The sequence below is a fragment of the Capsulimonas corticalis genome, from assembly GCF_003574315.2.
GTDB lineage: Bacteria > Armatimonadota > Armatimonadia > Armatimonadales > Capsulimonadaceae > Capsulimonas > Capsulimonas corticalis.
Genome location: NZ_AP025739.1, coordinates 3,348,804 through 3,374,038, shown reverse-complemented (window position 1 = coordinate 3,374,038; position 25,235 = coordinate 3,348,804). Strand labels below are relative to the sequence as shown.

At 59.0% G+C, this 25,235-nt stretch carries 30 protein-coding genes and 1 pseudogene; 17 read left to right on the top strand and 14 right to left on the bottom strand.

The window, feature by feature from the left end; genetic code table 11:
• Window positions 1–207: 207 nt before the first annotated feature.
• Window positions 208–2,283: a TerD family protein gene (locus tag D5261_RS14385; protein ID WP_119320625.1), complete on the top strand. Its 2,076-nt coding sequence runs from the start codon at window positions 208–210 to the stop codon at window positions 2,281–2,283.
• A gap of 106 nt (window positions 2,284–2,389) precedes the next feature.
• Here D5261_RS14385 and D5261_RS14380 read toward each other — a convergent pair whose 3' ends face one another.
• Window positions 2,390–3,055, bottom strand: coding sequence for a hypothetical protein (locus tag D5261_RS14380; protein ID WP_119320626.1), 666 nt, complete (start codon window positions 3,053–3,055; stop codon window positions 2,390–2,392).
• Between the two features lie 160 nt (window positions 3,056–3,215).
• On the opposite strand from D5261_RS14380, the gene D5261_RS14375 reads away from it, so the two are divergent.
• The 4 genes from D5261_RS14375 to D5261_RS14360 all read left to right on the top strand — a co-directional run bounded on the left by D5261_RS14375 (window position 3,216) and on the right by D5261_RS14360 (window position 8,116).
• A complete protein-coding gene (locus D5261_RS14375) occupies window positions 3,216–3,620 on the top strand; it encodes a hypothetical protein (protein WP_119320627.1) in 405 nt (134 codons plus the stop codon).
• 42 nt (window positions 3,621–3,662) lie between these two features.
• Window positions 3,663–4,445: a class I SAM-dependent methyltransferase gene (locus D5261_RS14370; RefSeq protein ID WP_165864065.1), complete on the top strand. Its 783-nt coding sequence runs from the start codon at window positions 3,663–3,665 to the stop codon at window positions 4,443–4,445.
• A 30-nt stretch (window positions 4,446–4,475) separates the two neighbouring features.
• The gene (locus D5261_RS14365) at window positions 4,476–5,429 is read left to right on the top strand and encodes a GNAT family N-acetyltransferase (RefSeq protein ID WP_119320629.1); all 954 of its coding nucleotides are present in this window, start codon (window positions 4,476–4,478) and stop codon (window positions 5,427–5,429) included.
• A gap of 230 nt (window positions 5,430–5,659) precedes the next feature.
• Window positions 5,660–8,116, top strand: coding sequence for a PAS domain S-box protein (locus D5261_RS14360; protein WP_119320630.1), 2,457 nt, complete (start codon window positions 5,660–5,662; stop codon window positions 8,114–8,116).
• Window positions 8,117–8,168: 52 nt separating this feature from the next.
• Here the strand turns inward: D5261_RS14360 and D5261_RS14355 are convergent, their stop codons facing one another.
• From D5261_RS14355 to D5261_RS14345, 3 genes are all read right to left on the bottom strand, one after another.
• The gene (locus D5261_RS14355; protein ID WP_119320631.1) at window positions 8,169–8,642 is read right to left on the bottom strand and encodes an OsmC family protein; all 474 of its coding nucleotides are present in this window, start codon (window positions 8,640–8,642) and stop codon (window positions 8,169–8,171) included.
• Window positions 8,643–8,705: 63 nt separating this feature from the next.
• Window positions 8,706–9,068, bottom strand: coding sequence for a nuclear transport factor 2 family protein (locus D5261_RS14350; RefSeq protein WP_119320632.1), 363 nt, complete (start codon window positions 9,066–9,068; stop codon window positions 8,706–8,708).
• Between the two features lie 81 nt (window positions 9,069–9,149).
• Complete coding sequence (locus tag D5261_RS14345) at window positions 9,150–10,001, bottom strand: helix-turn-helix domain-containing protein (protein ID WP_165864066.1); 852 nt, start codon at window positions 9,999–10,001, stop codon at window positions 9,150–9,152.
• Window positions 10,002–10,135: 134 nt separating this feature from the next.
• Here D5261_RS14345 and D5261_RS14340 point away from each other — a divergent pair, with 134 nt between their 5' ends.
• The 9 genes from D5261_RS14340 to D5261_RS14300 all read left to right on the top strand — a co-directional run bounded on the left by D5261_RS14340 (window position 10,136) and on the right by D5261_RS14300 (window position 14,797).
• Complete coding sequence (locus tag D5261_RS14340; protein WP_119320634.1) at window positions 10,136–10,519, top strand: VOC family protein; 384 nt, start codon at window positions 10,136–10,138, stop codon at window positions 10,517–10,519.
• A 29-nt stretch (window positions 10,520–10,548) separates the two neighbouring features.
• Window positions 10,549–10,941 carry a hypothetical protein gene (locus D5261_RS14335; protein WP_119320635.1) on the top strand — a complete coding sequence of 131 codons (393 nt, stop codon included), beginning with the start codon at window positions 10,549–10,551 and terminating at the stop codon, window positions 10,939–10,941.
• Between the two features lie 71 nt (window positions 10,942–11,012).
• Window positions 11,013–11,516 (top strand): DUF6933 domain-containing protein, encoded by a 504-nt coding sequence (locus tag D5261_RS14330; protein ID WP_119320636.1) that lies wholly within the window; start codon window positions 11,013–11,015, stop codon window positions 11,514–11,516.
• A 26-nt stretch (window positions 11,517–11,542) separates the two neighbouring features.
• Entirely contained in the window at window positions 11,543–11,707 is a 165-nt protein-coding gene (locus tag D5261_RS14325; RefSeq protein WP_165864067.1) for a hypothetical protein, read from the top strand.
• Window positions 11,708–11,946: 239 nt separating this feature from the next.
• Complete coding sequence (locus D5261_RS14320) at window positions 11,947–12,594, top strand: DUF4272 domain-containing protein (protein WP_125205893.1); 648 nt, start codon at window positions 11,947–11,949, stop codon at window positions 12,592–12,594.
• Window positions 12,567–13,004: a hypothetical protein gene (locus D5261_RS14315; RefSeq protein WP_301002512.1), complete on the top strand. Its 438-nt coding sequence runs from the start codon at window positions 12,567–12,569 to the stop codon at window positions 13,002–13,004. Before D5261_RS14320 ends, D5261_RS14315 begins: the two co-directional genes overlap by 28 nt.
• A 246-nt stretch (window positions 13,005–13,250) precedes the next feature.
• Complete coding sequence (locus D5261_RS14310; RefSeq protein WP_165864068.1) at window positions 13,251–13,421, top strand: hypothetical protein; 171 nt, start codon at window positions 13,251–13,253, stop codon at window positions 13,419–13,421.
• Between the two features lie 103 nt (window positions 13,422–13,524).
• Window positions 13,525–14,319, top strand: coding sequence for a hypothetical protein (locus tag D5261_RS14305; RefSeq protein ID WP_119320639.1), 795 nt, complete (start codon window positions 13,525–13,527; stop codon window positions 14,317–14,319).
• A gap of 16 nt (window positions 14,320–14,335) precedes the next feature.
• Window positions 14,336–14,797 carry a hypothetical protein gene (locus tag D5261_RS14300; protein WP_119320640.1) on the top strand — a complete coding sequence of 154 codons (462 nt, stop codon included), beginning with the start codon at window positions 14,336–14,338 and terminating at the stop codon, window positions 14,795–14,797.
• 46 nt (window positions 14,798–14,843) lie between these two features.
• Here D5261_RS14300 and D5261_RS14295 read toward each other — a convergent pair whose 3' ends face one another.
• Window positions 14,844–17,012: a prolyl oligopeptidase family serine peptidase gene (locus D5261_RS14295; RefSeq protein WP_125205894.1), complete on the bottom strand. Its 2,169-nt coding sequence runs from the start codon at window positions 17,010–17,012 to the stop codon at window positions 14,844–14,846.
• A gap of 174 nt (window positions 17,013–17,186) precedes the next feature.
• Window positions 17,187–17,879, bottom strand: a complete 693-nt coding sequence (locus D5261_RS14290; protein ID WP_119320642.1) for an ABC transporter ATP-binding protein — start codon at window positions 17,877–17,879, stop codon at window positions 17,187–17,189.
• Between the two features lie 232 nt (window positions 17,880–18,111).
• Here D5261_RS14290 and D5261_RS14285 point away from each other — a divergent pair, with 232 nt between their 5' ends.
• Complete coding sequence (locus D5261_RS14285; protein WP_119320643.1) at window positions 18,112–18,474, top strand: hypothetical protein; 363 nt, start codon at window positions 18,112–18,114, stop codon at window positions 18,472–18,474.
• Between the two features lie 6 nt (window positions 18,475–18,480).
• On the opposite strand, the gene D5261_RS14280 is transcribed toward D5261_RS14285, so the two are convergent.
• The 4 genes from D5261_RS14280 to D5261_RS14265 form a co-directional block, all read right to left on the bottom strand.
• Complete coding sequence (locus D5261_RS14280) at window positions 18,481–19,116, bottom strand: LysE family translocator (protein ID WP_119320644.1); 636 nt, start codon at window positions 19,114–19,116, stop codon at window positions 18,481–18,483.
• Between the two features lie 111 nt (window positions 19,117–19,227).
• The gene (locus D5261_RS14275) at window positions 19,228–19,830 is read right to left on the bottom strand and encodes a short chain dehydrogenase (protein WP_119320645.1); all 603 of its coding nucleotides are present in this window, start codon (window positions 19,828–19,830) and stop codon (window positions 19,228–19,230) included.
• 47 nt (window positions 19,831–19,877) lie between these two features.
• The gene (locus tag D5261_RS14270) at window positions 19,878–20,234 is read right to left on the bottom strand and encodes a hypothetical protein (protein WP_119320646.1); all 357 of its coding nucleotides are present in this window, start codon (window positions 20,232–20,234) and stop codon (window positions 19,878–19,880) included.
• A gap of 125 nt (window positions 20,235–20,359) precedes the next feature.
• The gene (locus D5261_RS14265) at window positions 20,360–21,103 is read right to left on the bottom strand and encodes a 3-oxoacyl-ACP reductase family protein (protein WP_119320647.1); all 744 of its coding nucleotides are present in this window, start codon (window positions 21,101–21,103) and stop codon (window positions 20,360–20,362) included.
• Window positions 21,104–21,196: 93 nt separating this feature from the next.
• Here D5261_RS14265 and D5261_RS14260 point away from each other — a divergent pair, with 93 nt between their 5' ends.
• Complete coding sequence (locus D5261_RS14260) at window positions 21,197–21,796, top strand: TetR/AcrR family transcriptional regulator (RefSeq protein ID WP_119320648.1); 600 nt, start codon at window positions 21,197–21,199, stop codon at window positions 21,794–21,796.
• 55 nt (window positions 21,797–21,851) lie between these two features.
• Here the strand turns inward: D5261_RS14260 and D5261_RS14255 are convergent, their stop codons facing one another.
• From D5261_RS14255 to D5261_RS14245, 4 genes and pseudogenes are all read right to left on the bottom strand, one after another.
• Window positions 21,852–22,850, bottom strand: a complete 999-nt coding sequence (locus D5261_RS14255) for a quinone oxidoreductase family protein (RefSeq protein WP_119320649.1) — start codon at window positions 22,848–22,850, stop codon at window positions 21,852–21,854.
• Window positions 22,847–23,287, bottom strand: a complete 441-nt coding sequence (locus D5261_RS14250; RefSeq protein WP_245992492.1) for an LmrA/YxaF family transcription factor — start codon at window positions 23,285–23,287, stop codon at window positions 22,847–22,849. The genes D5261_RS14255 and D5261_RS14250 overlap by 4 nt, the downstream gene beginning before the upstream one ends.
• Window positions 23,288–23,446, bottom strand: a pseudogene (locus D5261_RS33445) (TetR family transcriptional regulator); the annotation flags it as partial.
• A gap of 58 nt (window positions 23,447–23,504) precedes the next feature.
• On the bottom strand, window positions 23,505–23,924 hold the full coding sequence (locus tag D5261_RS14245; protein WP_119320651.1) for a winged helix-turn-helix transcriptional regulator: 420 nt from the start codon (window positions 23,922–23,924) through the stop codon (window positions 23,505–23,507).
• Window positions 23,925–24,051: 127 nt separating this feature from the next.
• Between D5261_RS14245 and D5261_RS14240 the strand changes: the two genes are divergently transcribed.
• Window positions 24,052–24,936, top strand: a complete 885-nt coding sequence (locus D5261_RS14240; RefSeq protein ID WP_119320652.1) for an NmrA/HSCARG family protein — start codon at window positions 24,052–24,054, stop codon at window positions 24,934–24,936.
• Window positions 24,937–25,235 lie beyond the last annotated feature (299 nt).

Here is a 25,235-nt window from a genome sequence, read left to right as displayed (position 1 = left end):
TCAATGAGGCGCAGGCGGCGCACGATCGAAAAGAACGAAATTTCGCGGTATCATGGACTTGTCGTGGCTATGAGGGTTGTTCCTTCTAATTCTTTGGGTGAAACTTACAGCCCTCAATTTCCACGACGCTCACATTTGGCTATGGCGGAGCTTCCTTCTCAATCAAGCGACTGAAAATCACATTAGCTCCGCCGCTTTCCAAATACCATGAACAACTCCATCTACCTCCGGCGGCGCGGGAAGATCTGTCTTCCCGCTCCTCTCGCCGAAGAACGGCTTCCCACCAACGTCATTGCCGCGATGTCCAAGAACCTGGAATCCCTGGGTTATGGACTGTCGGAACAATTAATCGCGGCGCTCCGCTCGCTTTCCATGGACCAGCTCACGTCGCTTTACCAGGAGCTCATTTCTGATCTGCGGAAAAGCAAAGGCGCGGATCATCGGTTCCAGCCGATGTATCCGAACTTTCCCACGCAGGTGATGGAGATGAGCGCGGGCGAGCTGTATCTGAACGCCATCGTCCATTACTGGAGCCGGGGCCGCCTGCTGCCGCTTTCGGAAATCAAAGAACGGTTCCCGCTGCTGGACAACGTGCAGCTGCAAATGATCGATCTTGGCGACGAAGGGGAGTTCGAGCGTCTCTTCGGCCAGATCGCGGGCTCCAACGCGTCGCTCTCGGAACAGGACAAGGAAGATCTTTCCTGGTTTGTTGAGAGTTACCAGAACGGCGTCGGCGCGCTGCTTCCCGAAGCGATCCCGCAAAAGGAAAACGCGGCGTTTCTCTGTGGGCTTCTGATTCGACAAAATCCGAATGCGCTGGAGTTCGTCGAGAAGTACGCGCGCACGGCGACGGATGTCCTGCGGATCGCGGTTGCGATGAGCGATGGCGATACTTCGCTCGCGGCGGCGACAAAATTCAAGACGTTCTCACGCCCGGAGCGACGGATGCTGCTGGCGCTTCTGGACCGGCAGACGAACTCCACCGAGGACATGCTGCGCTGGAAGGGACGCTGGATTCGTCTGGGTGAACGTCTGCACGCCGGCGAATTTCAAAAGCGCTACCCGCACGCCGCCGCCTCGTTCGATGTCCTGCGCAACGATCTGCCGTTCGCCACGTTCAACGGGCAGGTGGAGCGCGCCCTGGCGAATAAAGACGTGGACGCGGCGCTGCGGCGGCTCGGGACCCGGCCGGGCGATTTGGCCCGCCGGCTCGATCATCTGCTTCGGATTGGGAAATCCCCCGCCGAAGTCGTGAGCGCGTTTGGAGCCTCGGCCATTCAGGTGTCGACGCCGGTGCTGCTGCAAGTGCGCAACCATTTCCAGCATCGCCATCTGCGCGATAAGATGCGCGTGTTCTTTCCCAAGGGCAATCTGGCGAAGGTCCAGGGGATTGAAAATACGCTTCCGGAACTTCCGACGGAGATCTGCGGCGCGGTCGCGGAGATCTGCCGCAAGACGCTCTCCGATCGCTTCGCCGCGCTTCCGGCGCTTGGCAAGTGCTACGTGGATCCGGAACTTGCGAATTACGTCGTTCCGTTTTCTCAGCGTTCGGCGTCGAAAGCGCTGCGGACCATCACGCGCGGCAGCCGTATGCCGCTGCCGGCGAGCGAGGCGCTCCGGTTCTTTGTCTGGTGGAAAAACGGCGAAGACCGCACCGACATCGATCTGTCGGCGGCGATGTTCGACGAGCAGTTCCACCTGTCGGAGACGATCTCGTATTACAACCTGGCGGCGTTCGGCGGTTACCACAGCGGGGATATCGTGGACGCGCCGGAAGGCGCGAGCGAGTTCATCGATATCACTCCGAAGACTCTGCTGGAGAAAGGCGTCGCGTTCATCGTCATAGTGCTGACGAGTTATACGCAGCAGCCATTTGTCGATCTGCCGGAATGCTTCGCCGGATGGATGGCGCGTCAGCACCCGAATTCCGGAGAGATCTACGAAGCCAAGACGGTTCAAGACCGGCTCGATATCACCGCCAACACCCAGTGCGCGATTCCGATCGTGATTGATCTGCTCGGCAATCAAGTGATCTGGTGCGATATCGCGTTAAAAAACGATCCGCACTGGCAAAACAACGTCGCGGAGAATCTGTCCGGCATCCAGCTCACGCTGAAATCGCTGGTGGAGATGACCAAGCCCAATCTCTACGACTTGTTCACTCTGCATGCGCAAGCGCGCGGCGAAACGGTGGAAGCTCCGAACGACGCCGACACGATCTTCTCGGTCGCAAACGGAACGCCGTTTGCCCTGGAGACCATTGCCTCGGAATATCTGCAATAAGACGAAGTCCGCGCCCCTGCCGGCAGAGGCGCGGATTTTCGGACATAAGGATGAGGAGCAATGCCGTTCAAGTAAGACGACTGGCGGTTTTAACCGCCAATGGCGTTCAGGCGCCGGCGGGGGTCGTTGTCGTCGCCTCCACGTAATATCCTGTGTATTCTCCGCGATCGGTCACGACTTCTCCGCGCATCACGGCGCGCCGCAACAGCTTATCTTTCGCCTCTGTCATCCCAGTGATACGCACCGTTTTCCCGAACGGCGCCAGCAGCGTGTTCTTACCCGAACACATCACTTCGCCCTGTTCGCCGAGTGTCCGCACTTCCACCGCCAGGTTCACGGCGTTGTCCGGCGCCGACTGGGGAGTGATGACCAGTTCCAGTCCATCGTCGCCCTGCGTGGAGATGGACGCGGTTGTTTTGTCGGTCGTCGTGATGATCGGCGTTTGTATGGGTTTCTCGACGCACTTCCCCTGCTTGTCCACGTGATAGCGCACGACGCGCAGGGTGATTTGAAACTGCTTCATGGGAACGTCCGCCGCATGAAGATCCTTCTCAAATGCGGTGACGGCTTCCTGGCTTCCGCGCGCCGTCACCGCGTTGTCGTGGAAATTGCAGGTGAGTTCATCAAGCTTCTGCGCGGATTTGATTCCATAGGCAGCGTCTCGGGCGGTGATATTTTGCAGAATGGTGGTCTCCGAGACGCTCGCCGTCTGCCCATACGCGAGCGGGGCAATCGACAGTAATGCGAGCGCGGGCAGAAGATGGCGTTTCATCAAGGTATCCTTTTCTGTGGGCCTCCAATGTCGCGCGGCCGCGCACGCATTGCTTCGATATCTGAGACCCGATTCCTTGCCGACCTTCACAAAATGATGGTAATATCAGCGTCAAGCTCCTATCGAAGTAATCACCATGCGCCCGGCTCCAAGTCTTCAAATGGAAAAAAACATAAATAATCTCAATGATTTCGCCGAGTCAGGGATTGACCTTGTAAAACACCGCGAAGTGCTGGAGGCGCTTAGCCGGCTTGGCGTCGATCCGAAGAGCGTTAAGCCCACACTTGCCGCAAGGGAAATGGCAGTCGGCAAGTACGAAGGCGCGGGCATTTACATCGCCGTCGGCAGTGCTGCGTCCCAGGTTGTCTCGACCTTCGGGGGAACGGCCATTATCTCCGTTGAACCGATGGAGCACACATCCAGCCTGGAGGACGCGTTGCAGATCCGCGCTGATGCCGAGCGTTACTTCACGCGCCACTTTCCCGGCCGATATCTCAACAATGTCGCTCCAGCCAGCGCGCCACAAGGCTCGACTGTTTTTGTCGTATTTGCAGAGAGGTCGTGATCTTTCCGGCCCACAGTTCGCACACTGAAGGCAATGGACGCCATGCATCTCTTGTCCAGCAGAATATTTGATGAAGTCGCGGAACGATACGACGCCGTCCGCCCCACTTATCCCATCGAGTTACGAGACGCCGTCGCCGCGTATCTGCCGGCGGGCGGCGGGCGGATTTTGGAGATTGGGTGCGGGACCGGGCAGGCGACTTCACTGTTTGCTCCTCTCGGACATTCGATCCTGGCGCTGGAACCGGGCCCTCGCCTCGCGGCGCTCGCCGCCAAGAAGCTTCAAACGTATGCCGGCGTCGCCGTCGAAACCGTCACATTTGAAGAGTGGGATCTGGTGAAAGAGCCATTCGATATGGTCCTTTCGGCGACGGCGTTTCACTGGGTCCATCCCGAAATACGTTACATCAAAACCGTTCGGGCGCTGAAGGAAGACGGGACGCTTGCGATCTTTTGGAATGTGCCTGCGGACGAGGAGAATACGCTTTCGCGAGAGATCCAGAAGGTCTATGACCAACATATGCATGGGAATTCGGGCAGGTCCATTCGCCAGCCGCTGCATCGACGCATCCAAGCATGGGTGGACGAGATCGATCGCAGCGCCCTTTTCGGGCCGGTCGCCGCGTCGCAATTTCCCTGGTCGGAATGGCTCCCCACGGACCGATATCTCCAGCTACTGGAAACCTATTCCGATCACTATACGCTGCCAGAAACGAACAAGCGGCGTCTTTACGATGGCCTCACAGATATCCTCGAGCGGAACGGCGGAGGGATCCAAAAAGCATATGTCGCCACGCTTTACACGATGCGAAAGCGCCTGAGATAAGAGCCAATTTTGCGTGAGGGAGAAACTGATATGGCGTATCTTGTCCGTCCGCTCGAAGACCAAGACTATGCCTCCATTGCCCGTATCGTCAATCTCATCGAAGCGCCCTGGCAAACCAACGAGCAGGAAGCGCGCCAGGAGGACGCCGAGATCGAACGTTCACAGGGAATGCTGCGCCACTTCGTCGCGGTCGAAGCGGAAACTCAGGAAGTGGTCGGCCATGCGGTCCTGCGCGGCGGCCGGCCGGCGAGCCGGCGACAAGAATATCACCTGGAACTGCGTGTCGCTCCCGACGCCTCATCGCGTGGGGTCGGAACTCAGCTTTGGGTGAGGATTGCGGACGAACTTTCTCAGCTTCCCGATACGTCCGTGCGCGCCTGGATACGCGACTGTTATCCGCATGCGCTCGCATTCGCGCGGGCGCGTGGTTTTGACGAAATCAGCCGAAGCGGCCCCTGGCGACGGGAGATATCGACGGCGGATCGGGCTTCCCTCCAACATCTCTCCGAGAACGCGGCCGGCATAGCCATCACCACCTTCGCGAAAGAATCGGAAGCCAATCCCGATCTCCTGCGAGAACTCCATTCACTGCGCATCGCCGTGGACGCGGATATTCCCAGCACGGAGCCATACGCCCCATTGAGCTTCGAGAGTTTTGTCCAAGAGATCGAAGGAGACTCCGCGCTCAAGGATGCGTTCTTTATCGCAAAACACAATGCTCAATACGTCGGCTTGACCTGCCTGCACCGGAACGCCATCGATCCCCAGGCGCTCGATCAATCAATCACGAGCGTTATGCGGGAGTTTCGCCGCCATGGAATCGGCGCCGTCTTGAAGACACACGGAATCGATTATGCCGCCGCCAACGGCTACAAGCGCATCGTAACCTATGTAGACAGCACAAATGCGCCGATGGCCGCTTTGAATAGACGGATGGGGTTTCAGCCAGGGATCGCCGGAATCCTCATGGAGCGGACACCGTAGTAAAGATGACGGCACGATCCATATCCTCTCTTGGCTCAGTGGTACAATTCAAGTGAACGTATGGTTGCATTGCAATTTCTGATATCTTTCTTGCGAAGAGGGGTAAGATTGATCGAGAAGCCGTCACAGCAAGCACCAGAGGAGCTTGAAGCAGCATACGTCGCTGTTTCACGGAGATTGACTCCAAAAGTCCGTTTGCTAGAGAGATTGGATACACCATAGCTGCGCCGTTGCCCGAAAACGAAGACGCCAGACTTGCCGCTCTGTATGAGCTTCGCATACTGGATACTGCCGCGGAGGATTCTTACGATGATATCGTACGCCTCGCCGCCTTTATCTGCGACGCGCCCGCCGCCGCAGTCTCCTTCGTGGATATTGACCGCCAATGGTTTAAATCCTCTTTGGGTCTCTCCGTAACCGAAACTCCACGCGATGTCGCCTTTTTCACACACGCCATTCTTGGATCCGATCTCTTAGTCGTCCCCGACGCTACCCTGGACACGCGATTCGCCGATAATCCGCTAGTCACAGGAGAGCCGCACATCCGATTCTATGCCGGCGCGCCACTGGTGACCGAAGATGGCTATGTGCTTGGATCGCTGTGCGTAATCGATCATGCGCCGAAACGCCTTACGGTCAAACAAGAAAGCATGCTGCGAGCGCTCGCACGTCAAGTCTCCAACAATCTGGAATTGGCGCGCCGCACGGCTGTGCAGGGGCGGCTGATCGCCGAGCGCGAACAGGCGGTCGCCGCGCATCGCCAAAGCGAGGAGCGGTTCGAAGCCGCCTTCCGAAACGCCGCCGTCGGAGTGAGCATCGTGGATGCCCTCGGGCGGTTTCTATTCGTCAACAAAGCATTCTGCACGATCACGGGATATTCCGAAGAGGAGCTCCTCGCCCGGGATTTCGCAGCCATCACCCACCCCGACGATCTTTCCGTCAATGTGGCGCTGGCGGAACAAGTTTGGACAGGCCAGATTCCCAGCTTCGTTCTCGAAAAGCGTTATGTGCGTAAAGACGGCTCCCTCGTCTGGGTTCAAATCAGCGTATCGCACACGCGTGAAGGACGGGATCACGGAGAACACTCCGTCTCGCTCACCGAGGATATCACCAGCAGAAAAGAGGCGGAGAGAGCGCAGGCGGAAGCGTGGCGCCGCACTGCGGATCTCCTCGCGGTCCTGGAAATCAATCAAAAACAGATGTCCCTGATCCTGGGCAACGTTAAAGACATCGTTTTTCTCCTGGAAGTTGTCGGCGAAGAGTCCTATCGTTTCCTATTCGCCAACCCGCCCTTTATGGATGTCACCGGCCTGCGCGAGGAAGAGATCATCGGACGCCCGATCCAGGAAATCATTCCTCCGCCATCCTGGGACCTCGTGCTCGGTAAATATGCGGAGGCAATTCGCGAACGGCGCGCTGTCGAATGGCAGGAGACATCGGTATATCCCTGTGGTGAGCGCATCGGCGATGTCCGGGGCATCCCGATTTTCGATAGCCAGGAGCGATGTACTCATCTACTCGGAACGGTCCACGACATTACCGACCGCAAGCGCGCCGAGGATGAGCGGGCGCATTATCTTCGGGAAGTTCAGGAGCGGGCGGACCGCGATCCATTGACGAGTCTGCTTAACCATCGCGCCTTTCACCATCGGCTCGATACGGAAGCCAGCTGCGCGCAGCGAGACAACACGGTGCTCGCCGTCATTATGCTGGACCTGGACAACTTCAAATTCTTCAACGATGTTTACGGCCATGCCGCAGGGGACGAAGTGCTGCGTTTAGTAGCGAACAAGCTTAGAACCGTCTGCCGCTCCTCCGATACGCTGGCGCGATTCGGAGGCGATGAGTTCGCGCTGCTTCTTCCCTGCGTTGGCCGCTCGACAACAGAAGAGATCGAGTCGCGTTTGAGTTCGGCGCTGCACGAGCTTTCCTATTGCGCCGGTGAGCGCGGCGGCGTCATTCCCATCTCGATCTCGCTGGGAGCCGCCCTGTTTCCTGCGGCCGGCGGCAGCGACTACCATGTGGCGCTGCAGCGCGCGGACGATCGGCTTCGCTGGGCAAAGACGGGCGGCGATACAGAACAAATGGCGAGGCGTATTCGGACGGACGCCGGCGCGCGCGTGCAAGGTTTCTCAATGCTGGACGCGCTGGTGACCGCAGTAGACAATAAAGATCGCTATACCCGTCGCCACTCCGAGGATGTCATGGAGTACAGTCTCGCCATCGCGCGAGAATTGGGATTGAGCGAGACTGAACAAAGCACCGTCGCCGTAGCCGCCTTGCTCCATGATGTCGGCAAGATCGGCGTCCCTGACCATATTTTGCGAAAACCGGGAAAGCTCACACCAGAAGAGTTTGAGGCGGTCAAACAGCACCCTATGATGGGCGCGGTGATGGTGCACGCCGTCCCCGGATTAGAGGAGACGCTGGATGCAGTGCGCCACCACCACGAACGCTGGGACGGCTCGGGGTATCCTTTTGGACTTTCCGGCGAGGAAACGCCGCTCATCGCCCGGCTGATGGCGGTGGCGGACGCCTTCAGCGCCATGACGACGGATCGCCCGTACCGCAAAGGAATGAGCAGCGAACAGGCGATGAGTATTTTGGAAGGCGGCGCGGGAACGCAGTGGGATCAAACATGTGTCCATGCATTTCGGCGCGCTCAGGAAACACTCGGCGAATCCTAGAAGTCCCATCGCTTAACGTCCGAGAAAGATCGACTTGAAACGCGAGCGACGGTCAGCGCCCATCCAATCCACTCTCCCACCCAACAATGGTCTTCACCGAGTTCGCCAGAAAGCATTCGTCGTGCGCCGCGTGGTGCAGCGACTCGATTTCGTCCGCGGTTGGCGCATCGCCGGAGAAGGTAATGCGTGGCCGCAGTGTGACCTTGGTAATCGCCAGCCTCCCAGCCTCGTCCTTTTTCAGCACACCGACCGCGTTGTCCCGATACTCCTCCACGACAAAGCCGCGCGTGGCCGCAAGCGATAGAAAGCACAGCATATGGCAGCTGGAGAGCGAGGCGACAAACGCCTCTTCCGGGTCCACCGCCGACGGGTCCGAAAGCGGAACGCGGACCGCGTGCGGTGACGAAGACGCGCGCACGGAGACGCCGCCGTCAAACGTCCAATCGTGCGCCCGGCTGTAACGGTTGTCCGTAAATACCTCGGCGGGATCCCGCCGCCAAATCACGGTCGATGTGTGCTCCGACATTCGTTCTCCTCTCGTCATCGACAGAAGCCTCCCCGACCTCCGGTCGGGAAGGCAAGTTACGCGTTACGCGCTCGGCGCAGGGTCGTAGAAAAACCGCTCATGGATAATGTGATCGCCGTCCCACTGCTGGTATGCGATCTCCTCGCGCGAGCCGCGCTCACCCGTCTTCGATGTCCGGTCGAACACCCAGTGGATCGCGACCCGGTCGCCATCCACCACAAACGACTCCGCGCGCGACTCACGCCATTCGGCGACCGTCTCCAAAAACGCCGCTTCAAAGGCCAGCGTCGCCGCCAGTCCCACACGCGGCGGAGCGTTATTCTCCTGAAGCACCGCGTCTTCGTGATAGAACTCCTTCAGCGCTTCCACAAAGCGCTGTTCACCGACGTATCGGATCAACTCAGTCACTCGTTCTCGGCTCGGCATGGTGATTTCTCCTCTTCAGAATATCGTCACCCCCATTATGGAAAAATCCGACCGCCGAAGTATTGAATGAAACGACGCTCCTTAGAACGTTTCGCCGATCCGCGTACGCCGCGCCAGCACGCCGGGAGTGACGCCCAGCAGTCGCCGCATATGGCGTGTCAGATGGCTCTGGTCCGCAAAGCCGACCTCGGACGCAGCCTCGCCCGCCGTCATCCCGCCGCGCTCCAGCAGTTCCTTCGCCCGATCGACGCGCCTTGCGATCACATACTGATGCGGCGCTACGCCCAGGGACTGCTTGAACAGCAACCGAAACTGCGACGCTCCCAGCCCCACCGCCGCCGCCAGCTCCGTCAGCGTCATATCCTCGGACAAGTGCGACTGAATATATTCGACGGCAAGGCGCATGCGACGCGCGCCCAGCCCGCCGCTCGTATCCCGAAGATTCCGCACATTCCCTGTGTATCGACGCAGCAGCTGAACTCCAAACGCCGTCGCCAGGCTTTCCCCATAAAGCCGCCCACCGGGCTGCCCCGCCGTCAAATCCGCCTGGAACAGCAGCGCCAGGCGCTCAATCTGCGGATCGCGAAAGTGAAATTGGTTCTTAATCTCCGGCTGCCCCAGGCTCCACTCCGACTGCGCCGCCACCCGTCCTAAAAACCCCGGCGTCACACGCAAAAACATCACTTCGCCGCACTCCGCGCCCGCCCACTCAACCTCCACCCACGACGGCATTCCCGCCGGCGCGATATCCACCGCCAGCGTCTCATGCACGCTCACATCCGTCCGCCCATCCCGCGTCGCCCGCACCCGCGCCGGCGCGCCCATATTGACGCCAATCGAATGAAACTCCATCTCCGGCCGCTCAAACACACCCGCCGTAACCGAGATGAGCGCCGCTTGAAAACCCGGCACGCCGTAGTCGTTGTATTTCATCCAGACGCCTCCCGAACTTCTTACGTACGCCAAGTCTACCTCGTAAAACTCAAACGACGCATGCGGCAATTGGCCCATATTCGAGTAAAATTGAATATCAAAGCATTCCGCCGCCTCGCCGAGTAAAACCAACCATGAAAATCAAACTCACCAGCGTGCTCGTGGACAGTCAGGACAATGCGCTCGCATTCTATACCGAAGTCCTGGGATTCGTCAAAAAGACGCAGATCCCGATGGGCGAATTTCAGTGGCTGACGGTCGTGTCGCCCGAAGGCCCAGACGATATCGAATTGCTGCTGGAGCCAAACGATAACCCGGCCGCGCAGACGTTCCAAAAGGCTCTGTTCGACCAGGGAATCCCCGCCACCGCCTTCGCCGTGGACGATGTACGGCAGGAGTATGAACGCCTCGTCGGCCTAGGCGTACGCTTCACGACCAAGCCCACCGACGCCGGCCCGACCATCATCGCCGTGTTCGACGACAAATGCGGCAATCTGATCCAGATCTACCAAGCCTAACCGACGAGAACGAGAGCGCGGCGCTGAATATGATCACCCTCGGCTCTATCCCCCGCGAGACCGCCGCCGAGCGCTTCCCATTCCTTGCGGCAAGGTATCCGGGCCGGCGCGCCGCCCTCAAGGAATTTACGCACCGGGATCCAGACTTCGTCTTCTGGATCTTTCCCGACGGCAAATTGCACGACGCCAAAGACTCCCATTTGCGCAACACGCCGCGCGGCTATGAATTCATCCTGGACGACGAGCCCGACTACGGCGGCTTTCTGCGCGGCCGAGTCGCCACCTGGCTCGACCATCAGCTCATCGTCGTCTACTGCCGCGAAGAAGCGCTGGCGGCGCCCGGCCCCCAACTCGACCAATTTCTGCGGCGTGGACGCGCTGCCGATTGCCATTCACGCGAACGCGCTGGTGGTCAGCGATAACGCCGATATTTACGGAACAATTACAGACCTGTACGAACGCGCGGCGTAGAGACATAAGCGAGATCTCCCTGATGATGACACTCCGATGTACAAAGAAGCTTCTCAAGCGCATGGGCATGACGCCAGAGGACGTCGCCATCACGCTTCCATCCACTTCAGCCCTGGGTGATTGGTACGCGAATATTCTTTTTACTCGACCAGAGCAAATTGTTCTCTGTGTTAGTGAGAAATCGCGATTGTGCGTGCTGATCACCGCCAAAGACGCCGATACGATCGCACAGCGAATCGAAGACGCTATTATTGAGATACTGCGCGAAATCGGCGTTGCGGATTCACAAATACAGAGCGAAAAAGCGCGAATGGCGCCACTCGCCTATGGCGCGACAACAGACGCGCCGGCAATGCGTAGCGTGATCGGGTCAATGACCGAATACACCAAGAACTTGGACTTTTTTCTGGAAGCAGAGGAATTGACCTTACCTGAGATCGCACGAAAGATGAGCGATATGATCTGCGGCCCGCTCCAATATGCCCGTCCGACAGAGGCGGCAAAAAAGCTTCTGGCCGAGGCATGAAACGGTTACCCTCGAAAAGTCGTGAAATGAAACAATCACTTCCCATGGCGACGCTTACCATTGCCGCGCTGCTGACATTGTCATCGCGCAGTCACGGCCAATCACCAGCAGTGTTTTCAAGTCCGGGGCCGGCTACCGCCCCCAGCGTGCAGCCGGCGGCGAATTTTGACGCGTCACTGACGCACAGCTAACGGAGATTAGCCAGACGCTCAGTCACCTTCCCCAAAGCGCGCCCCATCCTCGCCTGCGCGATTTGTTGATCGTCAGCTATCGCACGCACGAGCATTGGGAAACGCGCATCTATGACAAAAACAGGCTCCCGGATTCCATCCTGCGGATCTATCAATTGACCAACGCACCAATCCGTGAAGATTCATTAAACAAATCATCCCATACCGCCGCCAGTCTGGCGCGGTGGAAAGCACAGAAAATGATCGAAGACATCGATATTCCCGCAATCAAGGCGCATTCGGAAAAGCTTGTGCGCGCCGCCGGAGGCGAAACGCTCGACTGGCTGCCATATATCGAACGCAATTCTCCACGTCCACAATCGGATCTGATTGCGCGCGCACTCATTTTGAACGCCCTCGTCAACATCGCCTACGGCGCCCCGATTCCCGTCATCAAGAAGTGGATTACCGACAATGGCCTGACGGCGTATCTGTCGAAGAAAGAACGCCTGTTACTGGAGAAACGAAATGAAGATTTGACCGATCAGGAACAAACGGATCTTTACTGGTCCATGGAGGCGCTATGGGCGCTCATTTGGGCCGGCGGCCTCACCAGCGATCTGCCGATTGACACGCCCGTCTCGAAAACAATGGCGAGTCTCCTTCCAAATCTACAGAAAAACGAAAACGGCGCATCCTTTAGCGCCAAAATGCATCTGCGCTCATACACACAGCTCTACTCCATGCTGGACCTCTACTACCGGGCCAACTGGTCCACGAACAATGCCCGCCTGCATGGCGGCCCTTCGGGAAAGATCAGCGGAGATATCGTCATGGAGCGCCGCAAGGCGCTCGAATGGCTTATGGACTCTGAGAGTGATTGGGACAACACGAACGCGAACACCTAAAAAACATGAACATTCTTAAACGCATTTTCGGCGCGAGCAAGCCTGTAGCCTCCGCCTCTCAATCCAAGCTGTCCCAAGACGAGGCATGGCAGATTGCCCTCGCCCAAGAGATCAGTATCGCCATGCTTCGCCAAATCCCTGAAGATTGGACCAGTGCTCAGTTGGTTTTGGAGCCGACGGAAAATGGCCTGGGAACCGGCATGCGACACTCCGCCATCACTCCGCAAGGCGCAGACGGCTTTCGCCTCAAAGACGCGCAGTTCGCAACGCCCAATATGGAAGTCATGGCCGCGACACGCAAATTAGAACTTGCCTGGGTAAAACGCGGATCCACCTTCAAACGCGTCACCATCACCGCAGTCAGCGATGGCGACGATTGGCAGATCAAAAGCGAATGCGAGTATGACTGAGGACTCGGCACGCCACAGAAATCGAGCATCTGCAACTTTTCGTCCAAACGCAGGTCTGATGGATATGGACAAAGTCGTACCCACGCTGCCGCTGCTGGCGCTTGCCGCATTCGGCGTCACTATTTGCTCGTTACAGCCATCGCCTCATTCGAAGCATCATTCGCCCGCCATTAAGGTCGCATCGCAGCAACACGAAGTCGTCACGCGAAAATCACATACGCGAGAACATTAGAAAGTGAGCAGACAATGAAAAACGGCGTACAAGTCTTCAAAGGCTCCATCAACGACATTCAAGATATGATCAACTCGTGGGCGACGCAAAACCGCGCCACCATTCTCAGCACGTCGCTGTGCTACGACACAAACGCCGCCGTCATCGGGCATGTCTTCGTCATTGTCGTCTACACCGTAGAATGATGGATCCAAAGCAGGCGATGAGAGAGTGGCGTGCTGACGACAGCGCTGAGCATGCGCTGGAATTGGCGTCGTGTTTCCCCTATCAATTTAAAGGAGCGATATCATGACGAACGCCGTTGAGATTTTGCGTAATTTGCAGGCGCGCATGGCCGCAGAGAATGATCCTGAATGGCCCGACGACTACGCGCAAAAGCTATACTTTACCGAAAGCCACGGATTGATCCATGTGGAATACTACGGCCCTTGTTTCGATGAAACATATGAAGAGTTTCTGAACACGGTATGCCGCTCGGATGTCGCCCCACATCTGCGCTCCCTCGCCCTGCGTGGTCCAGATGAAGGCGCGAATGGGACTCGCAACTGGGACCTTAGCTGTCTCGCCGCTGAGGGCGTTCGATTCTCTAGCCTCAATTCGTTCTATATCGAGCCAACAGCGCCCGAACATCATAACCACAGCATTGTCGCCGCGATCTACGAGGAGGAAGGCCAGATCGCCCATGCTGTCGCAAAAATGCCTGATCTGAAATCACTCACTGTTCCCTCCGCTCCCAACAAAGAATTCTTCCTCGCGGCGTCCGCCACACTCGAGCGCCTACGGATCGAAAGCGGCTACAATCACCAAAATTTCATCCAGAATCTGAGCGAGTCCCGGCGACTCCCCAATCTCACATCACTTGACTTCGGAGACTATAACCAACGCAATGTCAGCGGCGATACCGACCAATGCACTGCGTTTTCGCATTACGAGCAGCTATTCAAATCCCCAGCCTTTGACCCAGTCAAATTGTTTACGTTGCGCAACTCCCCATTGTCCACGAGCGAACTCAGCGCTCTTCGCAAAATGAGAAACGATGTGCAATTTTTCCAGATCCAATCGTTTGGGAGTTATGTGCGCTGACACAATGATAATGGACATGAATAACGCGCCGTTAACGCCGCAAGACTCAAAACGCGTCGCCGTCACGATCGGCGTCTCCCTGCGGCGGTTTTGCATCGCCGCCGCGCTGGCGTTCATCTCCGCTTATTTGACCAAGGCTGTCTATGAGAGGCATGGTGAGCTTCTGACGGTCGGCTTCTGCGCCGTCCAGTGCATTTTCTGGGCTGGAAAGGCGATCGCAGCAGCGTCGGAGTATCAGCGGATCGCGCGGGGCGAGGTCGTCCTGGAATTTCGCGCGTCGAACCGGGCGCGTTTCGGGTCCTGGCTTGTCATCGGCACGGTGTGCCTGGTTATGGGCTTATGCGTGGATATCGCTCGCGTTATCAATCATCCGCACTCGTCACACGCATGGCAGGCGCTCGGCGTCGTCGCGTGCCTCTGGATATTCTTAGGCTGGGGCTGGCGGCGATTCATTCACGACAGAATGGCCGGCGGTTAGAAACCGCCGGCCATTCTCCAATTGCATTGTCGAAATGGTATTGAATCTAAAAACCGCTCACGCCAAACTGATGGAGAAGAAACGCATATTCGTCGGCGAGTTCGGCGTCGTTTTGCGCTTTGGTGGAGCCCATGCCGTGGCCGGCGTCGTAGTCCACACGCAGGAGGATGGGCTTGCCGCTGACTGTGGCGGCCTGAAGACGCGCGGCGAGTTTGGCGGGCTCCCAGGAGGCGACACGGGGATCGTTGATTCCCGTCGTCAGCAAAACCGCCGGATACTTAACTCCGTCCTGGACATGGTGATAGGCGTCCATCGCGAGCAGATCTCGGAATCCATTTGGCGTCAGAGCGGAGCCGAACTCCGGGATATTGGGCGGCCCATTGGGCGACAGCTCCTGGCGCACCGGGTTGGAGACGCCGACCAAATCGATCGCGGCGCCGAAGAGATCGGGCCGCTCGGTCAGGGCGCGGCCGACCGTGATGCCGCCGGCGCTTGCGCCTTCGATGGCGAGACGCTTTGGCGATGTGTAGCCCTTCGCGATCAGATATTCCCCGCAGGCGATCAAGTCACGCCAGGTATTGGGCTTCGTCTGCTTCATGCCGGCGCGATGCCAATCTTCGCCGTACTCCCCGCCGCCGCGCACGTGCGCGTAGGCCAGCACGCCGCCGCGCTCCAGCCACGCCAGAGTCGTCGGGTCAAACGCGGGATCGATCGTCGAACCGTACGCGCCGTAGCCCTCCATCATCAGCGGGTGTGAGCCATCGAGCTTGATATTCCTGGGATAAACGATCGACAGCGGGATCGGCGTTCCGTCGGCGCCGCGCGCCTTGACCTCGCGCGAGGCGATTTGGGTGAAGCGGATAGGCGACAGCCGCTTCAGTCCGGTGTCCGATGCGCGCTGTGTCCGGGGATCGTAGCGATACCAGAGCGCCGAATGCGTCCAGCCGGTCTCCATAAAGAGCGCGCCGGGCCGATCCTCATACGTAACGAGGGACCCAATCGCGCCTTCGAACGGCAGCGGCAGACGCCGCGCGCTTCCGCCCTGGTAGTCCACGCGCAGCAGGCGGCCGATGCCGCCGTCGCGCGTCTCCACATACAGCGCATCTCCCGCCGCGCCCAGCGCCGTGATGACGGAGCCGCTGGGCGCAACCACGATTCGAGCGCGCGCAAGCTCGGGATGGCGCAGGTCCACACTCACGATCTTAAAGCGCGACGCTTCTTTGTGGGTGAGCAAGAAGAGCGTGCTGCCATGAACATCCATGCTGACAACGCCATCGGGGACATCCACGATCTTACGCCACGGAATCGCGCCCCGCCCCGCCGACGCCAGCGGGGCCATGTAGACCGTCAGCTCATTGGCTACGCCGTGCGCAACCACGCCGAACATCTCATCGCAGTCCGGCATGGTCAATACGCCCGGGTCGTCGTCCACCGCCATCGACGCGCGCGGCGATAGCCCATATCCAAAGATGGCCTTGTCATTGTCTGGATTGGCGCCCAGAGTATGCAGATAAACGCGACTCTTTTTATATCGGTCGATGGGGTCCGCGCCGGCGGCGAGCTTCTGAAGCCGCACGTAGAAGAACGAGCGCCCGTCCGCGCGCCAGCTAATGTCGCCGTACTGCGCCCGGTCGATATTCTCGGCGAGATTGCGTCCGCTTGCCGCGTCGATCACATGCAGCACACTGTCTTCGGAGCCGCCCGGCGAGAGGGCGTAGGCCACATAGCGACCGTCGCGCGACGCCGTAAAGTAATCGATCGCGTAGTGGACGCCTTTTCGAGTCAGCCGCTCCGGGTCCACCAGCACCCGTTCCGCGCCGCCCAATCCGTCCCGCACAAACAGCTTCGGAGAGTTGAACGACGGCTCCGTTTTGAGGTAAAAGTAACGCCCTCCTCCCGTCTCCACCCCCTCCACCGACTGCCCAGCCGCGTCGAGACGCTGGATGCGCGCGAGGATCTTATCCCGCCCTGGAATGCTTCCCAAAACGGATTTCGTATACTCCGACTGCCCATGCAGCCAGGAAACCATTTGGGGATCCTTCAGGTTCTCCATCCATCGATACGGATCGACGATTTTCGCTCCGAAGTATGTATCCGTGACGGGTTTCACCGGCGCGACTGGCGGCGAGGGCGTTTGGCTGAACGCGGGAGAAACAAGCGGGAGGAGAGCGGCGGCCCACAAAAAAGACAGGGGCTTGAATAAAGAAATAGTCACACAAAAGCCTTTCTTCCGGGGAGCCCTCACCCGGCCCTTCGGGTCCCCTCTCCCAATTCTAGGAGAGGGTTAGGAGTAAGATTTGGATCTTTGATCCAAGAGATCTTATCACTAAAACTCTGGCTCCCCCTCTCCCAGAATTGGGAGAGGGGGCCGGGGGGTGAGGGCCCTCACTCAAACGCCTGCCATGCGTCGATCCGTCACCGGCAAGTCGCTGACGATCTCTCCGTCGCGCAGACGGATGATGCGCTGGCAGTGTTCGGCGATGTCCTCTTCGTGGGTCACCAGCACGACTGTCTTGCCTTCGGCGTTGATCTCCTGAAACAGCGCCATGATTTCCTCGCCGGTGCGGGTGTCCAGCGCGCCGGTCGGCTCGTCGGCCATCAGGATCGACGGCTCGTTCACCAGCGCCCGCGCGATCGCCACGCGCTGCTGCTGTCCGCCGGACAATTGGCTCGGCCGGTGGTCCATCCGGTCGGCAAGCCCCACGCGCGCCAACGCCTTCTCGGCGCGCGCCGTCCGGCCGCGCGCGCCCGAGTACACCATCGGCAGCTCCACATTGCGCAGCGCCGTCGTGCGCGGCAGCAAATTAAACTGCTGGAAGACAAACCCAATCTTGCGGTTACGGATCGACGCCAGCTGGATCTCATCCAGCCCCGAGACTTCTTCCCCATCCAGCCGATAAGACCCCGACGTCGGCCGATCCAGGCACCCCACGATATTCATAATCGTCGACTTCCCCGACCCCGACGGCCCCATGATCGCCACCATCTCCCCCTCGCTCACATGCAGCGAGACGCCCTTGACCACCGTCAGGTCCATACCGCCGGTGATGTACGTTTTGACGACCTTTTCGAGTGTGATCATAATGTTTGGCCGCAAATCAGGAAAACTGCTCTTGTCTCTAGAATATTGTGACACAATTCGCATAGGCGCAATGCGATTCTGTATTTCCGGCGCACAACGGGCGATGCAATCGCTCAACAAATTCCTCGAAGCGCCTATTTGCCCGTCAGTGTCGTTTGTGGGGTGATCTTAGTAGCTATCACCGTCTGGCTGCGCTGGCTTCCCGGCCCACTGTTTGCGAAAAGAGACAGCATTGAATAGAACAATCCTGGCAAAGCACCTGACAAAGCATCCAGCAGCGCTAAGCCTCGTAAAAGTATTGCTCTTTACTTTTGCGTACACCATCCTGTATCTACCGCTCTACACAATCGGTCTAGGGATCTTCAACCGCATCGATCACAAACCGTTTTTCGCCCACTGGCAGGACAATTTCCCCTGGATTGCGGGATACATATCGTCGTGCGTCATCGGCGATATGATTTTTACCGAGGAGCGCCAAAAGGCGCTCCTTTCTCGGATTCCCAAGGGCTGGATGATTGGGATCATGATCGCCATTATGCTCGTAGCCGTGCTGGTTATCATATTATTGACCAAGACAACAAACTCGGCGTCATAACTCTTCTCACATCCGCTGTTTCGCCAGCGCCAATCGCACGCCGAGGCCGATGAACAGGTACCCTGTCGCGCGGTCGAGCCAGCGGCTGACGGAAGGGCGGCGGCGCAGCCATGCTCCAATTGCGCCGGAGAAGTATCCGAGCAGAGTGAACGCCGTCAGCGTCATCAATCCGAAGCAGGCGCCCAGGATCAGCATTTGCAGGCCCACGGAGCCGCGCGGGTTTATGAACTGCGGCAGGAAGGCAAGAAAGAACAGCGCGACTTTGGGATTGAGCGCGTTGCTCACAAATCCGCGCAGCAAAAACTGGCGCGTATCCCCCGCCGGCTCGCCCTTCGTTTCCAGTGACGCCCCTTTGCTCTTGAGCGCCTTCACACCCAAATAGCACAGGTACCCAGCCCCCGCGAACTTCATCACGCCAAACGCCGCCGGCGACGCCGCCACCAGCGCCGTCAGCCCCAGCGACGCCCACGTCGTATGCGTCAAACACCCCAGCGCGCACCCCGCCGCATAACCCATCCCCGCCTTGCGCCCCCGCGACAGTCCCAGACTGAGCACGCCCAGGTTATCCGGCCCCGGCGCGATAATGCAAAGCAGCGACGCCGCCACGAACGCCAGGAACTGAACCATCGTAAAAAAATGCATGTTATTGCTTTCGCCTTGAATGTCCCCACTGGATTTCTGGGACAACGCCCTGGGAAGCATTGGAAAATGCTTTGAGCGACCTACATTAATCATCATTGTGCGCTGAGGCGCCTATGCGAACTTTCGGGCGTCGATGATCTTGCCGGTGTCCATACCCTCAACGCTCGCGACGTAGGCGGCGGCGACTTTGGCGGCGGGCATTCCTGTCGCGCCGTCGCGCCCCATGGCTTGGAGCGTTTCGGAGATCCAGGGAGGGCTGACGACGTTGATGCGAATGCCGCGCGGCAGGTCCAGGGCGGCGGCGCGGGCGAAGCCTTCGAGTCCGCTGTTGACCAGGCTGATCGCGGCGCTGCCGGAGATGGGTTCGCTCGCCAGGATTCCTGTGGTCAGGGTGATGGAGCCATTGTCGCGGATGTACTTTGCGCCGATCCGCGCGAGATTGACCTGCCCCATGAGCTTGTTCGCGAGACTGAACGCGAAATCGTCCTCCGTCAAGTCTTCCAGCGGCTTGAATCGGGCCGAGCCGGCGGCGCTCACCAGGGCGTCCATCTCACCGACATTGGCAAAGAGCTGCACGAGAGATTCGGGAGAGGAGATGTCCGCGTGATAATCTCCGTGTGTGCGTCCCACGCACACGACCTCATGCCGCTCCGCCAGAGCGTCCACGACCGGACGGCCGATTGTCCCGCTCGCGCCGATCACCAGTATTCGCATTTTCTTCTCCTTCATTGGTGGGATTGGGGAATTTCACGAGACGCGCGTCACCGGAAGTCCCTATGGAAATCGACCGTGATGAGCTGCGCTTCGTCGTCGTAGTGCAGAGTCGCGAAGCAGTATTTCGCTTTATGCATCCCGACTTCGCTCTGCTCCAGGCCGCCGATGGCGACGAGCACTTTATAGGTGGCGAAGCCGACGCCTTCGTAATACTCGCTGTAGAACGCCTTGGTCACAATGTCCAGCGAGGCGCCTTCCGGAACGCTGCGCCAGACCTCATCGCCCATCTCTTTGGACTTATGCGCGCTCCGGGCCAGGCGTTGCAGCTTTGTGGATAAATCCTCCAGCACGCGTCTGTCCGGCAGGGTCACATTCAAAATCGTGGCGATCTGCGCGGCGTCCATATCTTTGCGTCCTCCCGTATCTCACTATTGTGACATGTTCCAGCCCAGGATCACCATACCCACAACAACACGCCCTCGGAGGAATATTCCTCCGAGGGCGTGTTGTTGTGGGAGTCTGTAAGAATTTAAGCGAGGAAGCCGCCGTCGATGGTTAAGCTGGCTCCCGTAATGAACGCCGCCTCGGGACTGGCGAGATACGCGGCGAGGCTGGCGATCTCCGTATCCTTACCCATGCGGCCAAGCGCGATGAGCCCCTTGAGCATATCGACGTGCGGACCGTCGGCGGGATTCATATCAGTTTCCGTCGGACCTGGCTGGATATTATTCACCGTGATTCCACGCGGACCGAGGTCGCGCGCTATTCCCTTCGTCAATCCCGCCACGGCCGCCTTGGTCGCGCTGTAAACGCCGGCCCCGGGAAATCCGGCTCGATCTCCGACAACGCTGCCGATGGTGATGATTCGGCCGCCCTCGCTCAAATACGGGGACGCCGCCTGCGAGGCGACAAATACCGCGCGCACATTGATCGCCATCGCGCGGTCGAAATATTCCAGCGAAATCTCGTCCAGCGATCCGAGCGACAAAATTCCCGCGTTATTCACCAAAATATCCAGCCGATCGAACGTCTTCACGGTCTGCGCGACGGCGCTCCGCACCGCCTCTGCGTCCGCGCTATCCGCTAAGATCGCCAGCGCCCGTCCGCCCGCCGCCACAATCTCTTCGACCACTTCCTGAGCCCTGTCGGGAGACGCCGAGTAAGTCAGCGCAACCGCCGCGCCGTCCGCCGCCAGCCGTTTGGCGATCGCCGCCCCAATGCCCCGCGACCCTCCCGTAACCAGCGCCACTTTTCCCGCCAATACCGTCGCCATGATGTGCGATCTCCTCTGCTTGACAATTTTATAACGAATAGTATAATATTAAGAAACAGAGATGTCAATACATTTTAGAATAAACCGTATAAAATGAAAAATAAAACGCTGGGCCGCCCGCGCACCTTCGACGCTGGTCAGGTCTTAGATCAGGCGGTGCAGGTCTTCTGGACAAAGGGGTATGACGCCGCTTCCGTAGACGATCTGGTTCTGGCGATGGGGATGAGCAAACCGAGCCTGTACAATGCGTTCGGGGATAAGCAGGCGCTCTTTATGCGCTGTCTGGAGCGCTACGGGGAAACGGTCGGCGCGCGGGCGCTTGGCGCCATGTCGAACGCCGAGGGCGCTCGCGACGCGGCGCATGCCTACCTGGCGCAAGCCGCGCGGAACGCGACCGGCGACGACACGCCCGCCGGGTGTCTGATCGCTTGCATCGCTCCGGTGGTGGATCATGCCGGCGTCCGAGCATTCCTGGCGACCGCCATAACGGCGGCGGACGAAGCGATCGCCGACCGCCTCGCGGCCGGCGTCGCTTCCGGCGAACTGCCCGCAGATTTCCCCGCACGCCAGCGCGCGCGGCGTATTACGGACCTGTCCATGTCGATCGCCCTGCGCGCCCGCGTCGGAGCCACGCGCGCCGAACTCCTCGTGGCCGCCGCCGAAGGCGCGGAACTCGCGTTAGGGCCGTGCTGAACGGCGCGAAAATCAAAATCTCCCAGGACAGGAGACCGAATTTCCCGAGGCTTCACTACCCGTTCGCGCTGGAAATTGCGAAGAAGCGTTTGCCGCGCTCGGGACGCATTGCGGTCTCAGTGATAGCGACCTGGAAGTCTTCCAGCGCATGCAGCCCCGCCACCGGAACAACAAACTCCGGCGATTGAGCGATGGATATGAGCTCTTGAAGCATCGGAGCGTCCTCAGGCGTCGTCGGGTCAAAGAAGTAACGGTAAACGTAGGACGAAACCTGCACTCCGCGCATCAGGATATCAAAATTGTGCAGCGGGAATGTCTCCGCGCTCATTCCTCCATAGATAATGGCGCGGCCGCCGAAGGCGAGTCCACGAATCAAATCGCCCATCAGCGAGCCGCCGACACAGTCGATCACGGCGTGGATGCCTGCTCCATCCGTGATGCGCCCGATACGATCCCCCAGGCTCTCCGGCAGCGCAGAGAGTTCGATCACCTCATCGGCGCCCAGGGCCTGGAGATCCAAATCTTCCCGCTTATTGCGTACGATCGAGACCACATGAATTTGCTTCTGTTTCGCCATCTGGAGCAGCATAACTCCCACGGTGGAGTTGCCAGCGGTAACCGCCAGCCACTGTCCCGCTTGAATCTCAGACTGATGGAGCATATCCCTGGCCGTAATCAGATTGACGAATTGCGACGCCTTTTCGATCGGAAAATCCGCCGGAAGCGCGATCAATCGGTTGGCGGGGACAACCGCGTACTCGGCCCAGAGCCTTTCGTGACTGAACGCAACGAGGGTTCCCGGCGCAAGATCGACGCCGGGACCGGCCCTTTCCACCACGCCGGCGCCGTGATTTCCGGCGATCTGCTGCGGAAAGACAGGCTTCCTCGGTTCGGGATAAAGGTCTTGAATGAAGAGAAAGTCTCCTGGATTGATCGACGCGACGCCCATTTTGACGAGCGCTTCACCGGCTTTCACCTCAGGAATGGGAACGTCGCGGATCTTCAGCACATCCTGTGGAGACCCAATTTCATCGAATACAATGGCTTTCATCATAACAGATTTCCTTCCACCTGCGTATCCAGTCCTTCATAACGCAGCAGACGAGAGACTTCTCGCTTGGCGCTCTCCAGCGGCTCCAAACTTTGTGTTCCCTTCGCCACCGCGAGACCGCCTTCGATAATCGAGAGAATGAATGTCGCCAATTCGTCGGCGCGCCCATCCTGAGCGCCCATACGCGTCAGCGCCTCACGCAGCGCTTCACGCCAGCTCTGAAAAACAGCGGCGACAGCCGAGCGGACGATGGGCAGATCCGGGGCCTCCACCGCCACCGTGCCCACGGGACATCCGGCGCGATAATCCGTTTGCGCCAGCGATCGCGCATAGGCGTCGATCAAAGCATCGAATCCCTCACTCGCAGTCTTCGCCGACGCAAACGAATCCACCATCAATTGGCGAATCATTTCGGATGAATGCACAACGGCAGCGGCCACAAGCTCCTCCTTACCTCCGGGAAAATGGAAATACAACGACCCTTTGGGCGCGCCGCTCTCCGCAACAATATCCGCCATATTTGTGGCGGCGTAACCCCGCTCCTGCAATAGCCGGGCCGTAGTGTTGATAAACCGTTCTCGTGTATCGGATCTGCTCATACGGTGATTATATACCAAACGGTCTACATAATCAAGACGGATGGCAAAAAATTTTCGCTCATATTTCCCGCCGACTTGCCGCCGCCCCATAAGCTTCGGTATGGTCGGGCGACGCCGGGACTTGAAGCTGATCGGCGTTTTCGCGCGCCCAGCGGCCTAGGCTGAGGATCGGCTCGCGCAGGGATTCTCCGAGCGGCGTCAACGTATACTCGACACGCATCGGCGTCTCCGCATACGCTTTTCGGTCCACCAGGCCAAAGTCCTCGAAACGCCGCAGAGTGCGGGTCAGCTCGCGCTGCGTCACCACGCCGACCGTCTTCTTCAATGCGCCGAAGCGCACGGGGCCATCGGCGATCAACAACTGGTGCAGCACGGGAAGCGCCCATTTGGTCGAAATCACATCGATCACCTGGGTGAGCGCGCAGGGCTGATCGGAGGCTTGCAGCGCCGAGCACTGGCAGGCGTCATGCGTCGTCATTGGTATCCTTCTCCATCCTAAGCGGCAAAATTCTGCGTACTTGTCAAAGCCCAATCGGTATGCTAAAACTTCTAAGTATGCAAAGCATACCGAATATTACCATGGTTTGAGAAAGAAGGCAATCACGATGAATAGCGACAAAACGATATTGGTGACAGGCGCAACGGGGCAGCAGGGAGGGGCGGCGACGCGGCGCCTGCTGGAAGCGGGATTTCGGGTGCGGGCAATGACGCGCAATCCCAGCAGTGATGCGGCGCGGGCGCTGCAAAGCGCCGGGGCCGAGGTCGTGCGCGGAGACTTCGGCGATCGCGCGTCCCTTGACGACGCAGCGCGGGGGGTTTACGGCGTTTTCTGTGTCCAGGCCGCCTACTGGGACCCGAACGATGACACGCAGAACGAAGAAGCGCGCGACGGAAAAGCGATCGCCGACGCCGCGCTGGCGGCGGGCGCGCGGCATTTTGTCTACACGTCCGTATGCGGTTCTGAAGGCCAATCTCTTTACCGGCGCCTAGCCAAGTGGGAAATCGAGCAGTATCTCTGGACACTGGATCTTCCAGTCACCGTGGTCCGCCCGTCATTCTTTCTGGAGAACCTCATGATGCCATTCTTTGGCGTGCCGGACGGGCGCCTTTCGCTCGCCACCGCTCCCAGCACGGCGCTGGAGGTCATCGCCGTCGACGACATCGGCGTTTTCGCCGCCCTCGCCTTTTCCGATCCCGGAACATGGGCCGGCAAGACCGTCGATCTCGCCGGCGACGCGCTGACCGGCCCTGAGATCGCGGACGCCCTCACGCAAGCGCTGGGCCGTCCCATCGTCTTTCACGAGCTCTCCCTCGCCGACATCCGCCAAATCAACGAACTTGTCGCCGCGTCATTTCAGTGGGCAAACGACGCCGGCGTCCAATCCGACATTCCGGCCCTCCGCGCCGCCCACCCCGGCCTGCTCCGCTTAGAGACATGGCTCACACAAAGCGGTGCGGATCTCATTCGAGGATCGATCCATCGCCGTTAGCCCGCATATGCAGACACTGCCTCCGGCGCGCTGCCCCTCAGACCTCCCCCGCGCCGGCGCGCAGCGGATGCTGGACCTGTCATATCACATCCTCTGCGCCCGCGTCGGCGCCATAGGGCCGGCTTCCGATCGATACGGCTGCGCAGCATCGCGTTATGCCGAAGCATCAGCCACATCATTGGAAGCCACATCGCCAAAACAATCAAGGCGGGGTATATTTTGGCGGCTCGGCCACTGGAATTCGTAATCGTCATCGTGCTTTAAGTGTACTGCGCCGGCGAAAAAGAAGCATGGGGATT